The organism is Fictibacillus tiangongensis (genome assembly GCF_048083785.1).
GTDB lineage: Bacteria > Bacillota > Bacilli > Bacillales > Fictibacillaceae > Fictibacillus.
In genome coordinates this window covers 3,259,393-3,272,051 of the sequence record NZ_CP182294.1, presented here as the reverse complement: position 1 = coordinate 3,272,051, position 12,659 = coordinate 3,259,393, and the positions used below count along the sequence as shown (strand labels likewise).

The window sequence follows — 12,659 nt, the reverse complement described above, 5'->3', positions numbered from 1 at the left end:
AGTGAATCAGTCTATGCTTTTTTCTAAACAAAAACAATCCACTTCAAAAAACAAACGCCGTTTATCCTATTCAAGAAAAAACGCTGCAAAAACAGCGTCTATCCTCTTTTTTTCTGTTATGTTTCTATCACTGTTATTCAATGTGGTTTTCTTTACGAAATATCAAGCCATCCGAAATTCCGTCAAAGCCTCTGAAGAAAATGTTCATGACCAGCTAAAAGAAGTAGAGAAAACTAATCTTTTGTATTCTGATTCTATCGAAGTGTTTACCGAAGATTTTCTAAAAAGTTATCTAACTGTACCTAAAGACGAAAAAGAACGCCAAGACCGTAAAGGTGAGCTCTCAGAGTACTTTGTATCAGGATTTGATTTAAAACGTGTCGCAGATTTGAAAGATTTTAAAGGAGAGCGACGAGTCACTGATCTGCAATACATTGATACAAAACACCTCAGTAACCGTGAAGCGAAGGTCAAATTTCAGACTGTCTATGAAATTACTGAGGTTCAAGAAAAAGACGGTAGATCAATTCCGAATACTACTAAATACGAAACAGATATCATAGTTCCAGTAACAAGTAACGGAGAGGGTTTTGCGGTCTATCAGAACCCCAATATGATTCAAGAAGATTTAAAGACTACCATGTCTTATGAAGGGAAAATGCCGGAAGGAGAACCGGTCACTTCTACTGAAACAAAACTCCTGGAGTCTTTCTTAAACGATTTTTTCACTTCATATGGAGTGAGCGATGAGAAGTTGCCATTCATGGCTGACGTTACTGGGGGGTTAGAAGACCAGACACTTCAAGACGTGAATGTGCGTGAAGCCGTGAAAATGGATTCTGGATACACGGTAAATGCTGATGTTCATTACCAGAACAGTGAGACATCAATGAGTGATCTTTATTCTTATGAGTTAAAGCTTGAAAAAGAAAACAATAAGTTCTTTATTACTCGAATCGAATAGGGAGGGAAAAACGATGATAAATTTTAGTCTTCAGGAAGTGACTCAAAACCTGATCTCGCAGATTGGCTTCTTAGTCCTTTTAATCATGGTCATTCGGGCATTAGTCGCTTATACAAGAGAAGATTGGGGTCAGTTCTGGTCAGGTCTAACGCTTGGTTTATGCTGCTTGGTCGTTGTCTTTTTCGGTCCGCAACTACAAGAGCTAGCAAAAGGTCTCGGAAATGCGTTGTTTCAATAAACATTTTGGTTCGTAAAATGGATGGAGGAGAGTGGGATGAAGGGAGAAAATTATACGCAGGAATACAAGTACCCCATCAAAATCTACCGAATCTGGTCGATTGAATTCGCCAACGGACTTGAAGTCAGAAAGATGATCTTTGCTATCGTTCTTGCAGCCGTTCTTTTATTATCTTTTGTACTTGTTGGGATTAAAAATGACACCAATCTGTTTCGTTTTTTCGTAAAGAACTGGCTGATACTTTTGACCGTTATCCCAGGTTTGATTACATTCATTGTTTTCAATCTGAAGTATGACCATAAAGGGGTTATTCCTTTTGTTAGAGACCGTATTACTTTTTACAGAACAAAGAACATGTCTTATGAACATTTTATCGAAGTAGCAAGTGACCAATTGGAGAAAGAAATAACGTTTGAACCATTTCTTCTAAAAAAAGAAGGTGAGAGCCATTGAAAGACGTATTGGAATTTCCAATCGCACACCGTCATATGAATATGGCGTTTAACAAACGCAAGCAGGTTTGGGCTTTTTATCGGCTCGATGAAGAGTATGTCAGATTAAACAGCGATAACGACTTTAAACGCTATATGGAAAACACGGCTGCATTCTTAACACAAGAAGAATATGATTATCACATTATGATTCTTCCAAAGAGATTTGACTTTGACACATTTACGAAAGTGGTAAATGAGCATATTGTTCAAGGTGAGTTTTCAGATATCGGACATAAGTACTTCAACCGTGCTTCAAGGGTATTACAGGAAGAAGTGTTCTTACATGAATACGATGTATATGTAGGCGTTCATTTGAACAAAACAGATGATGCAGTATCCGCAAACGCAGGTGAACTAATCTCCCTCTTTTTTAAGAGAGTAAGAGAAGATGTTTCTAAAATGATGTTTTTTCAAACGCAGGCAGAAGATGATTTTAGCTATTACGAAGAGTTGGAACGTACCTTTAGTTCTAAAGCTTCCAATCTTAAACACCTCCAAAAGCTAAGTGAAGATGAGATGGATAAACTGATCTATTATATGTTTCATCGGACCAGTGATCTTTTTTCGATACCTGAAGGTTCTTATAATCTAACAGAGGGTGTCATTAAGAACGAGTACGGCTACTTAACCGTTACACACGAAAATCATAAAGAATTTTTAACGTTTCTGCCTTTCATTGAAATGCCGGCTTTTATTGAAGGTTATCGTTTCATTCAAGATATATTAGAGAGTGTTTCGTTTCCTGTTGAAATACAGATTCGATATCATTTTAAGGAAAACGGATCTAATGCTCGGCAAGTGAGAAAATTAAAACGTCGATTCACAAACTTTGATCGTGAAATTCAATCCACTCATACCGCAGACGATGACCGAATTGTCGAGATGGCATCTGACAGACTAACAACCTTACTTGATGATGTAAAGTCCAATAAACGGCAGCTATTGTTCATGACATTTACGCTTGTTGTCTCAGACGTTAGTAAAAATGGATTGGATGAAAAGATAGGAGCTCTTCAAACATTATTTAAAAATACGGGGTTTCAAGTCACAAAACCTCTGGTAGACCAACTTACTCTTTTTTCACAAAGCCTACCAGCTTCATATGTGGATTATCAGTACTTCGAACAAGTTGTCGATGAATCTTATCTGGCACAAACTGGGATGAACTTGAACAATCGTGTAGGAAATCGGTTTGGCATGGTTCTAGGGAAAGTGGTAACTGGAAAGAAATTATCTCATGTGGAACAAGCGAGAGAGATCAATAATAACGTAGTCATCTTTAATCCCCTTTTGACCAAAAAGGCAATCTCAGGAGCTGATCATACGAATGGGAACATCCTGATAACTGGTCCCCCAGGCAGCGGAAAGTCGATGCTTGTTAAGAATTTCTTTACTTGGAGTACCTTTTTTGGTTCAAAAGTGCTCTATATTGATCCGAAGAATGAATTTCAACGGTATTATCAAAGGGCACTCAAGAAATTTGGTGAAATTCCAGAATTTCGCTCGCTATACGAACGTATCAACTTTATTCATCTTTCTGAAGATAGTGTGTATCACGGTGCTCTAGATCCACTCGTCTTTTTAAAAGGCGACCAAGCGATTCAAACAGCAATGATGATTTTAAATACGTTAGCAGAAGTTAGAGGATCTCGTGATGAAAGTGTAACAATCTATGACGCCATCATTGACGAAGTTAACCAAGAAAGTAATCCTACTCTAACAGGAGTACTTCAAAGAATTCAGAAGAAAGATCATACGCTTGGGAAATTCATTGAAAAATATCGGCACGGACTAGGGAGAATGTTATTTGGAAAGGAAGATTCTAAAGGACTTGATTTTCAAAAGCAGATTAATGTACTAGGACTACAGGGGCTGCGTTTGCCTGCATCTGAAAACATGAACGAGGAAGAACGTATCGGTCTTTGCCTGATGATGTCAATCTCTAAATATGTTCATACTTTTTCTACCAATCAAGAGGAAGAAGCCATGATCATTTTTGATGAAGCATGGACACTCAAACGATCAGCAGATGGACAGAACCTTATCGATGAAATGTTACGAACAGGCAGATCACTGAGAACAGACATTGTTCTTGTTACACAAGCATTCGATGACTTCAATGTAGACACCACTAAAGAACAGATCGGAATCAAGTTTTCGTTCCGTCCTAAGTCAGATGATTCGATCAGACCTATCTTACGTTTTTATGATATGGAGGAAAACCAAGCAAATATCGAAGTAGTCAGTTCTCTGAAGTCGGGTATGTGTCTATTCCAAGACCATCTTGGCCGCAATCAAGCCATCGCAATTGATATCCTGTTTGACGAATGGTTTGAAGCATTCAAAACGACTGAAAAAGAATCACAAGCCGTACAAATGGAAGAAGCTTTTCGCTGAACATGAGAGGAGAGAGTCTTATGAAAAAAATGATTTTAATAGGATTAGGGGTTTTCCTTTTAGGAGGATGTGGGACAAACGAACTTGGACTTGATGGAAAAAAGACTCATGAAGCCGTTTCAAAGAAAGCACTGGAACAAAAAGTAATTAAGGATGGGAATTATTCTGCAGAAGATATTCAGCTAGTAAAAGCTTGTGAAGCTATCGAAAATGGAAAATCAGAATTTAAGGGCGATTATATTGTTTCCTGGAAAACGAAGGATGATAAATATAATAGAGATTTTATTATGAAAGATTATAAAATCTCCTATGGAACAAATAATTATAAATCTAACTCCGATCAATGTGTTAATTACTAGAGGAGGTGAAGGATGTGAAACATCCATTTTTCTTTTCCTTCTTTTTCTTACTTCTGCTCATATTTCAATCGAGTGTGGTTTTTGCAGAAGAAACGGAAAGAAAGGCGAAAGAACGAGATGAATCTGCGTATGAGTTAATGTCATACGCGGATGATGGCTGGTGGGATGTCGCAGCGAAAACAGGTTCGGCGACTGCAACTGCGGTGAAAAACTTTTTTTGGATGATCAATATTGTACTTTCACAAATCACGATGATGGTCGTTTATCAACTCTTTTCGCTCGATGTAGTGGACATGACAAAGGATGCCGTCCATGAAATAACAGCTGGAACTGCCGGCACCCTTACATTTAATTTTGGCTTGTTTGCACTGTCTGTAGCTTCCATTGGAATCGTTGTAAGATCCTATATTCAACAAAACTGGCAGGCGTTCTTTAAACTATTAACTCTAATTCTACTAAGCCTTACTCTCCTATTTTCCATTCAATCTAAGAAGTTCAATTATATCGACCTTGCACATGGTCTTTCTACATCACTAGAAAATGCTGTAATGAGTGTCAATCCAACTCTTAATGATGATGATGCTTTTCAGTTTAATAGCTTTGATAAGAACACAGCAAAAAATGTTTCTATTGGCATTGAGAATAAAGTATTTGATGCGTTAATCTATAAACCTTACCTACTACTACAGTATGGGACTACACAGGAAAAGAAGATACTGGCCGAAGATACTAATCGAATCAGTGACTACTTAAAAGCAGACCCAAGAATTGAGGAAGGGGTAAAACAACGAGAAGAAATTGCTCAGAAAGAATATGATCAATACGATAACAAAAATATCTTTGCGGGTAATGGATGGAAGCAAGCCGGTTACATTCTCGTTATGATACTTTCAACGGTTATACAAGGTGTCGTGTTTTTCTTTATCGCATTAATTCGTGTGATGCTGCAGTTCGCTTTTATCATGATGCTGCTTTTAGCACCCATCATGATTTTTATCAGTCTGTTTCCAAGTTTTGAAGCACTGGTTGGCAGATACCTGAAAGGGACAACCATTCTCATTCTTTTTAAGTCAGTGACGATGTTCTTTGTACTAGTGGCGACTAGTTTTATTTCATTGGGGTATGAGATGACAAACATGTCGGATGACATTTATTACAGAATCTTTATTCAAATCATGTTTTGTGTGGCAATCGTCTTCATGTACTCCAAGCGTCAGTTTGCTCTTAGTATGTTAGAGGGTGCTACACCAAATCTTCATCAAATGGGGGCATCTACTTTAAATCGTAAATCTATTAGTAAAGCAAAACGAGGTATGCAAGGTGCTGTTTCACAACTTCGTCAACCTATAAGAAGATTCTCAGCAATAAAAAATACAAATACCAATGATCAAGACAGCTCTTCAAGCAGACATTCAGGAAACGTTCATCCTATTCGTCCCAATGGAAAGACTAGTAGTTCCCATTCAAGAAGCTTTAAATATCCCAACCAACCCAAACAAGACACCGCTGTTGCCATGGAACAATCATCTTCCCATTCTTCATTCTTACCATCCCAATACCGGAAACCGAAGAAATTAAAACATCAATCATTCAATAAGGATGAACAGAATTTCTTAATGAAAAATAAGAAAACTTCACCATCCAATCAAATCACTAACCCTGACAAGAACGAGCAATTAAATGCACGTAAACAAAAAATAGAATCGATGACCTCTCCTAAACGGACTCAATCTTCAGCAAGAAACCCGTACCAAATAAAAGATAAGACTTTCGAAAATCAATTGGAGCAGACCCATGGAAAGTTAAATCGAACACCCCGACTTCGTTCGTCTAGCAAGGATTAGGAGGGATGCCAGTTGATAAGACAAGCTGTAGAAGTAAAAGTGAAGACAGCCATATGGGTATTGGTACTGAAATATCTGCTACCTATCATTCTATTTATTGGACTGCTTTTCGGAAGTGCCTTTATGGTATTAATGATGGCTGATCAATTATTTGGTGGTAAAAACAATACGTTAGAAGAAGGAACGGCTAATGTCAGTCAAAATGTCCTTAAACATAAAGCAACGGTAGAGAAATACGCAAAAGAATACGAAGTGAGCGAATATGTCAGTGTTCTACTTGCTATTATGATGCAAGAGTCGGGAGGAAAAGGTGACGATCCAATGCAAGCGAGTGAAAGCTTATGTGGAAGTGTTGGGTGTATTAAAGATACTGAAAAATCTATTGAGCAAGGTGTAAAGTACTTTTCTGCAATGCTTAAGGAAGCAGAGGGTGATTTGAAAACGACCATTCAAAGCTATAATTTCGGAAGTGGGTTCATCGACTATGTGAACCGAAATGGAGGGAAATATTCAAAAGAGTTAGCTGTGTCTTTTTCGCAGAAGCAGTATGAAAAACTCGCACATACGGGTTTGTATAGCTGCGTACGATCCGAGTCGTTAGCTAATAACGCGTGTTATGGTGATGTTGGATATGTCGATGCTGTTCTACAATATTATGATTTCACAATGCCTCCTTCAGGCAACGGAGAATGGTCATCTCCCTTAAAGGGTTTGAAGGGCATTACGAGTGGATTCGGATGGAGAACCTGGTCAGACGGTAGAAGAGAGCATCACAAGGGGATCGATTTTGGTTGTATTAATCATGTAACACCTATTCATGCAGCAAGTGAAGGGAAAGTCGTTTATTCTGGATTTCATAAAAATAAAAACGGAGCTGCAGGTTATGGGAATTTAGTTATATTGAAACATGGAGATAACTTATATTCCGGTTATGCTCACTTATCGGAGGCGAATGTTAGAAAAGGTGAATCGATCAAAAGCGGTCAGAATATTGGAGTTTGCGGTAGCACAGGAAATTCAACAGGTCCCCATCTCCATTTTGAAATTAAAGAATCCAAATGGAGTAATCACCTAAATCCACATACTCTACTGGGTTTATAGGGAGGAGGAAAATTTGAAACAGGAATTCATAGTAAAGACAGGTTTATTAGGTTTCACGATTATATTAATTCTACTTATCTGGTTCGGCTTTCGAACAATCGATCAGCAAGTTGTCCAAATTAATAGACTTACAAAGGAAGTTGAACGAAAAGAAGATCAAATACAATTCTTAAAAACGAATACCAGAATGAACACAAAAAAAGTAAACGAAACTGAAACTGCAAAGATTGAAGAGAGCATTAATGTCTTTATACAGTCCATGTTTCATATAAAAGATGATCAACTTGAACAAAGACGTGAAAAAGCAAAAACGGTTTTAACACAAGAACTGTTCAACAAGTACTTTCCAACTGAAGAATGGGAAAAGCTTCTATATGAACATGAAGTCAATAATTCTAGGGTTTACATCAAAAATGAAGGTGAGAACGGAAGTGCTGTCGTTACATTTGAGGAGACAATAACTACTTTAGCTAACAACCAAAAAGAAAACTCACGAATTACATTGGAAGTCTTCTTACAAAAGGAAGGAGAGAAGTGGTTAGTCAATCGATTTGAACAATTAGATGCTGAACCATTATAAAAATGAAAGATGTCTTGCTAAAAAGGACATCTTTTTTCTTATATTTATTCAATGGGCCAGATATTAGAATAAGGGTTAGTTGAAAAGCAGGATGTTAAATGAATAATGTAGAATGTTCACCTAAAGCATAAGGGATGAATAAAGTTCCTTTTATGGCAGGGAGTAAATAATATTTTTACATTTTTTAGTCCTCCACTCAAGAATAACTCTTTTATGGGATAGTTTGTGTTAATTACCAATAGAAACAGTCAAATTTAGAAAGGATAAGAGGAAAAATGATAGGGGTGATTATTTAATTATGTTCTTTAACATTTTTGTTGCCTTCCTAGTTCCCTGGTCTATAATATTAATGTTTCACAAAAAAATGAATAAAGCACTTCTATTAACGATAGCTCCATTCGGAAGTGTATTAGCCTTTTTTGTTGATGAACTCGGTTTTTATTTTGGTTTTTGGAACGTAAAACCATTTGATGATGATACCATTGCTGAGCTGCCATTCAATTTAGGTTTATACAGTATCTTGGCATTCTTACTTATATTATTAATACGAAAATACAAAAAAGCTTTATTCACTATATTAGTTTTTTCTTTAGTAACAACAGGACTAGAGTTCATTTATCTAATAATTGGAAGGGTTGAATACAGTAACAATTGGAATATAGGTTGGACTTTTCTTTCATATCTTGCACCTTATTTTTTATTGTATTTTTACTATAAAGCTTTAGTAAAAAACAACGTTTTAAATTAGATTGCACTAACTTTGTGAATTCTTCAAAAAGGAGAAGTATACTATTTTATTGAACAAAAGGCGAGGTTTATTGAATCAGATCTAAAATAAAATTAAGCAAAAGGAGAATAGAGTGGTTATACAATCAAATATGTCCCCCCGAGCAATAGTTGAAGTTTGGGAAATGACGGCAGAAATTTTCAATAAATATCGTATCCCAATTATAAATCAATCCTTAGAAACATTAGTGGAAGAACAACATCTATCTATACTTCTTGAAAAATTAAATACTGCTGTTGGGAGCTCTACTGCAACTTGTATAGAGGGTGGCTGACAAATACCAATTAAAATGGGGTAGGTTACTCCTTATCAAAGATCTTCTTTTCAACTAACTGGTGCGATTGTTGAAGGTCAATAGCAAGAATTAAATTATTAGATGTACTTTTTAACCGAAAAATAAAAAGTATTTTCTCTTTCCTCTTTGTTCTCTTAAGTGTAATCGTTCGCTCATGAGATCAGTAAAGGGATGCTTCGCTATCTCTCCGCAAACTTTGTGAACTTTTTTGATAACACTCCAAAAAACTTGCACAAACTTCAAGTCCCTTGACAGCTCTTATCGCAAAGATTAGTTGGCCTTCAAACAAAGAAGGGAGCTGTTGAAGCATGGAAAAACTGTATGAAATTCTTCAAATCAAGCAAGTTATCGCAGAGGTGAGAGAAGGAGAGAGTCACATGATTCGTTCACCAATCGATGGAGCAAAGATTGCAGCTGCATTCATAGGAGATGAAGACAGGGAAGTATTTCTCGTGATGTGTCTCAATACGAAAAATAGAGTTGTAGCCGTCCACCGATGTCATGTAGGAGCTCTTAATTCAAGTATTGTTCACCCAAGAGAGGTATTCAAGGCGGCGATCTTAAACAACTCAGCTTCGATTATCGTCTCGCACCAGCATCCAAGTGGAGATATCACACCATCCGGAGAAGACATTGCAGTATCGAAGCGATTAGCAGAAGCCGGCAAGATGCTTGGCATTGATGTATTAGATCATCTGATAGTAAATGCCGATGCAGACTATACAAGCTTAAAAGAAAAAGGCTGCATGTAAAGCATAGAAGGAGGAGATGAAAATCTCTTCCTTTATTTCTTATTTTCTCAGAAATGGAATGTCCAAGTACCTTAAAGGAGAGAAAACGCTCCCCTTATCTTTACTGTGATTCACAATCGGAAATGCTTTGAAGCGCACAATAATGTGCTGACACAATAAAAGCAATACCAGCACAATTTAAGTTTTATTTTATACGTATGATGTTTACTAAATGGTGGTCTTTACCTTTACGATCCCATCAAAAAAGAGCATCGTATTAGATGCTCTTTTGAATTCTTTGCTATTTATTTACGAAAACGAGTTTTGAAAAAAAAATTATTGAGGCATTTGAGGAGTTTGTTCTTGCTTCTTCTCTAAGATCCCTTTTAGCTCTTTGTCATTAACCTTTACATTTGCATCTTTGCGAAGCTTCTCTACGATTTCAGTAATTGGTTTTGCTTTTTCTTGTTTTATTTGTTCTTCTATTTCTTTTTCTTTATCATTAAAAGTATTCTCTCGTTTATCAGTCACTTTAATGATGTGATAGCCATAATTAGATTTAATCGGATCGCTTACTTTATTTTTTTCTATTGTAAAAGCAACTTTATCAAATTCAGGTACCATGGCTCCTTTACCAAAAAAGCCAAGATCCCCACCTTTCATTTTTGATCCAGGATCTTTTGAATACTCTTCTGCTAGCTTTGCGAAATCTCCACCATTATTGAGTTTTTCTTTTACTTCTTGTGCTGTTTTTTCATCGTCAACAAGGATGTGACTAGCCTTAACCTCAGTTTTGAATTTTTCTTCAAATGCTTTCTTCATTTCTTCTGCTGAAACTTTCACGCCATCTGTTGTGGCTTTTTGGCTGACGAGCATAGTTTTTATACGATCTTCAAGTGCTTTTTCATCAGTAATTCCGTTCTGTTCAAGAAGCTTTTTGAACGCATCTTCCCCGCCAGATTCTTTCTTGATCTTTTCTATTTCTTTTTTTATTTCTTTGTCAGTTACCTTATACTTTTTTTCAAGTACCATCTGGTCAACCATTTGGCTAAGAACTTGTTCTCCGTATCGAGCTTTTAATTTAGCGTAAAGATCTTCATTCGTGATTTCTCCCACGTTCGACTCTACAATAGCTTCTGAATCTGAAGCTTCTCCAGAACTACAAGCTGACAATGCAAGGAGTCCTGTCATTAATCCTAACGAAAGCATCCATCTTTTCAATTATAAACCCTCCAAGGTCATTTTTTCTTAGTGTTTGTAGATATACCATAATCATTTTGGGATTCTAAACTGGGAATATGAGAGAAATTACAAAGTTTTTAAAGAGGGTTTTAAATTATCTTATTCAATCAAAAAGGCAATATACGCACACATAGAGAAGCCAGAGCTTACAATGAGTATTAACCAAAATACGGTGTATACAGTACTTTATCATTTATTCGAATTTAGGTTATCCATTTCATGTTTCCTTAACATAGCTTATTAGACCGGGACATTTATCGGTAATCGATTAATTAATAACATATAAAAACATTACACAAGTTGACTAAATTTCACGAATGTACTATGTTTATGAAAATAATGTTTCTATTAGAAAGGACTGTTTATTCTGTTTGCATATTCACATAAAGTGATGGCTTTTCATATAAAGACACATGTTAAAGAAAATGTTCAGTATGACTTAAACAAATCAACATTCTATTGGGCTAATATGAAACCAGATTTTGTTCCTGAACTTGCCAAACGAAAACATTATATAGAAGAGAGTTTTGATTTTGTCGTAGATAAAGTTGTTGCTCTTATTAATACACCAGCAATCCATTTATTAGATAAACAAAAACAAAAAAGAATTGAAATTGAAATGGGTGTCATTTGCCATTTTGTTACTGACTTTTTTTGCGTTCCACATAATCAAAGGTGGGAATTTAAAGATTACATGATACCTCACGTGAAGTATGAAGCAACATTAGATAATAAGGTAAAGACTTTGAATTTGGTAAATCGACTGACCTTGCCTGCGGTAAAGGATTACTCTAAAGAAAGCGTATCTTTTTTTCTGAAAGAATTGTTAGCAGAGTATGAATTGGAGAGCGATTACATGAGAGATGTAGTGTATTCAGTTAATGTTTGCAGTGCTTTATGCACTTTCATTCTGGAAAAAATTTATTCTAACACGGTCAGTAAAACAGCTTAATGACCGATATCTATCTAAAGAGATTTCAGAAAAAAATATATTTCTCCTAAAGGGGAGTAGCTTTTACAGTATAGTCGTCAATTCGGAGTTTACTCTCGGCTGTATTGGCAACACGCTGTTGTTAGCAAGACCTTTACCTGTTGGTAGAGGTCTTTTTTGAATTCTAAGACCTATGCCGCAAAATAGCATAGGTCTTTTTTCTTTCACTAGGCTGTTGCTAATGTTTTGTCACTATTGAAACTGGAAATTTATCTTTTAATATGGAGGGACCTATATGTTAATTAGAAAGTACACAGCATTAATTGGAATTGGTTCAGCGAAAATTGACTTATTGTTAGAGAAGGACACTTATTATCCTGGTGAGATTGTAGTCGGGCACTTCAATATAAACGGAGGGATTATCGAACAAGGAATTAGAAGAGTAGATTGCGATCTTATTTATCAAAATATAAATAAGCAGACGGAGCAAGTAATTAAGTCTTTCACTATTCATACTTCTACAATCATAAACGCAGACGAAGAAACTAGGATTCCATTTACCTTCGAACTGCCTTCATCACTTGTAGCGTCTCGACAAGAAGAGTCTTATTACTTTAAAACAAAATTAATTTTTAACGAAGGATTAAAGAGTGATGATGAAGATGTTATTAAAATAGTGTTCAAATCTTAAACTTT

At 36.1% G+C, this 12,659-nt stretch carries 14 protein-coding genes; 13 read left to right on the top strand and 1 reads right to left on the bottom strand.

The features are described 5' to 3' along the window. Window position 1 precedes the first annotated feature (1 nt). The 11 genes from ACNJYY_RS17455 (at window position 2) to ACNJYY_RS17405 (ending at window position 9,811) form a co-directional block, all read left to right on the top strand. Window positions 2-964 (top strand): conjugal transfer protein, encoded by a 963-nt coding sequence (locus tag ACNJYY_RS17455; RefSeq protein ID WP_197193534.1) that lies wholly within the window; start codon window positions 2-4, stop codon window positions 962-964. Window positions 965-977: 13 nt separating this feature from the next. Next, a complete protein-coding gene (locus ACNJYY_RS17450; protein ID WP_231607359.1) occupies window positions 978-1,202 on the top strand; it encodes a hypothetical protein in 225 nt (74 codons plus the stop codon). 36 nt (window positions 1,203-1,238) lie between these two features. Next, window positions 1,239-1,655 carry a TcpE family conjugal transfer membrane protein gene (locus tag ACNJYY_RS17445; protein WP_416729424.1) on the top strand — a complete coding sequence of 139 codons (417 nt, stop codon included), beginning with the start codon at window positions 1,239-1,241 and terminating at the stop codon, window positions 1,653-1,655. Next, window positions 1,652-4,093 carry an ATP-binding protein gene (locus tag ACNJYY_RS17440; RefSeq protein ID WP_231607360.1) on the top strand — a complete coding sequence of 814 codons (2,442 nt, stop codon included), beginning with the start codon at window positions 1,652-1,654 and terminating at the stop codon, window positions 4,091-4,093. Before ACNJYY_RS17445 ends, ACNJYY_RS17440 begins: the two co-directional genes overlap by 4 nt. A 20-nt stretch (window positions 4,094-4,113) precedes the next feature. Continuing rightward, entirely contained in the window at window positions 4,114-4,452 is a 339-nt protein-coding gene (locus ACNJYY_RS17435) for a hypothetical protein (RefSeq protein WP_197129644.1), read from the top strand. A 14-nt stretch (window positions 4,453-4,466) separates the two neighbouring features. Continuing rightward, window positions 4,467-6,296, top strand: coding sequence for a CD3337/EF1877 family mobilome membrane protein (locus tag ACNJYY_RS17430; RefSeq protein ID WP_416729423.1), 1,830 nt, complete (start codon window positions 4,467-4,469; stop codon window positions 6,294-6,296). A gap of 12 nt (window positions 6,297-6,308) precedes the next feature. Beyond that, the gene (locus tag ACNJYY_RS17425) at window positions 6,309-7,397 is read left to right on the top strand and encodes a lysozyme family protein (protein ID WP_416729422.1); all 1,089 of its coding nucleotides are present in this window, start codon (window positions 6,309-6,311) and stop codon (window positions 7,395-7,397) included. 13 nt (window positions 7,398-7,410) lie between these two features. After that, complete coding sequence (locus ACNJYY_RS17420) at window positions 7,411-7,977, top strand: hypothetical protein (RefSeq protein WP_416729421.1); 567 nt, start codon at window positions 7,411-7,413, stop codon at window positions 7,975-7,977. Between the two features lie 298 nt (window positions 7,978-8,275). Further along, on the top strand, window positions 8,276-8,725 hold the full coding sequence (locus ACNJYY_RS17415; RefSeq protein WP_197129657.1) for a CBO0543 family protein: 450 nt from the start codon (window positions 8,276-8,278) through the stop codon (window positions 8,723-8,725). 112 nt (window positions 8,726-8,837) lie between these two features. Continuing rightward, window positions 8,838-9,038: a hypothetical protein gene (locus tag ACNJYY_RS17410; RefSeq protein WP_197129660.1), complete on the top strand. Its 201-nt coding sequence runs from the start codon at window positions 8,838-8,840 to the stop codon at window positions 9,036-9,038. A gap of 329 nt (window positions 9,039-9,367) precedes the next feature. Next, complete coding sequence (locus ACNJYY_RS17405) at window positions 9,368-9,811, top strand: JAB domain-containing protein (protein WP_197129663.1); 444 nt, start codon at window positions 9,368-9,370, stop codon at window positions 9,809-9,811. Window positions 9,812-10,126: 315 nt separating this feature from the next. On the opposite strand, the gene ACNJYY_RS17400 is transcribed toward ACNJYY_RS17405, so the two are convergent. Then, entirely contained in the window at window positions 10,127-11,011 is an 885-nt protein-coding gene (locus tag ACNJYY_RS17400; RefSeq protein ID WP_197129666.1) for a peptidylprolyl isomerase, read from the bottom strand. Between the two features lie 412 nt (window positions 11,012-11,423). Between ACNJYY_RS17400 and ACNJYY_RS17395 the strand changes: the two genes are divergently transcribed. After that, complete coding sequence (locus ACNJYY_RS17395; protein WP_197130015.1) at window positions 11,424-11,984, top strand: zinc dependent phospholipase C family protein; 561 nt, start codon at window positions 11,424-11,426, stop codon at window positions 11,982-11,984. Window positions 11,985-12,258: 274 nt separating this feature from the next. Further along, window positions 12,259-12,654 (top strand): sporulation protein, encoded by a 396-nt coding sequence (locus tag ACNJYY_RS17390; protein ID WP_197129670.1) that lies wholly within the window; start codon window positions 12,259-12,261, stop codon window positions 12,652-12,654. Window positions 12,655-12,659: the final 5 nt, after the last annotated feature.

Coding starts and splice junctions, on each gene's coding strand:
- ACNJYY_RS17445 (WP_416729424.1), top strand. CDS start 1,239: ATGAAGGGAGAAAATTATACGCAGGAATACAAGTACCCCATCAAAATC.
- ACNJYY_RS17390 (WP_197129670.1), top strand. CDS start 12,259: ATGTTAATTAGAAAGTACACAGCATTAATTGGAATTGGTTCAGCGAAA.
- ACNJYY_RS17415 (WP_197129657.1), top strand. CDS start 8,276: ATGTTCTTTAACATTTTTGTTGCCTTCCTAGTTCCCTGGTCTATAATA.
- ACNJYY_RS17395 (WP_197130015.1), top strand. CDS start 11,424: ATGGCTTTTCATATAAAGACACATGTTAAAGAAAATGTTCAGTATGAC.
- ACNJYY_RS17435 (WP_197129644.1), top strand. CDS start 4,114: ATGAAAAAAATGATTTTAATAGGATTAGGGGTTTTCCTTTTAGGAGGA.
- ACNJYY_RS17450 (WP_231607359.1), top strand. CDS start 978: ATGATAAATTTTAGTCTTCAGGAAGTGACTCAAAACCTGATCTCGCAG.
- ACNJYY_RS17405 (WP_197129663.1), top strand. CDS start 9,368: ATGGAAAAACTGTATGAAATTCTTCAAATCAAGCAAGTTATCGCAGAG.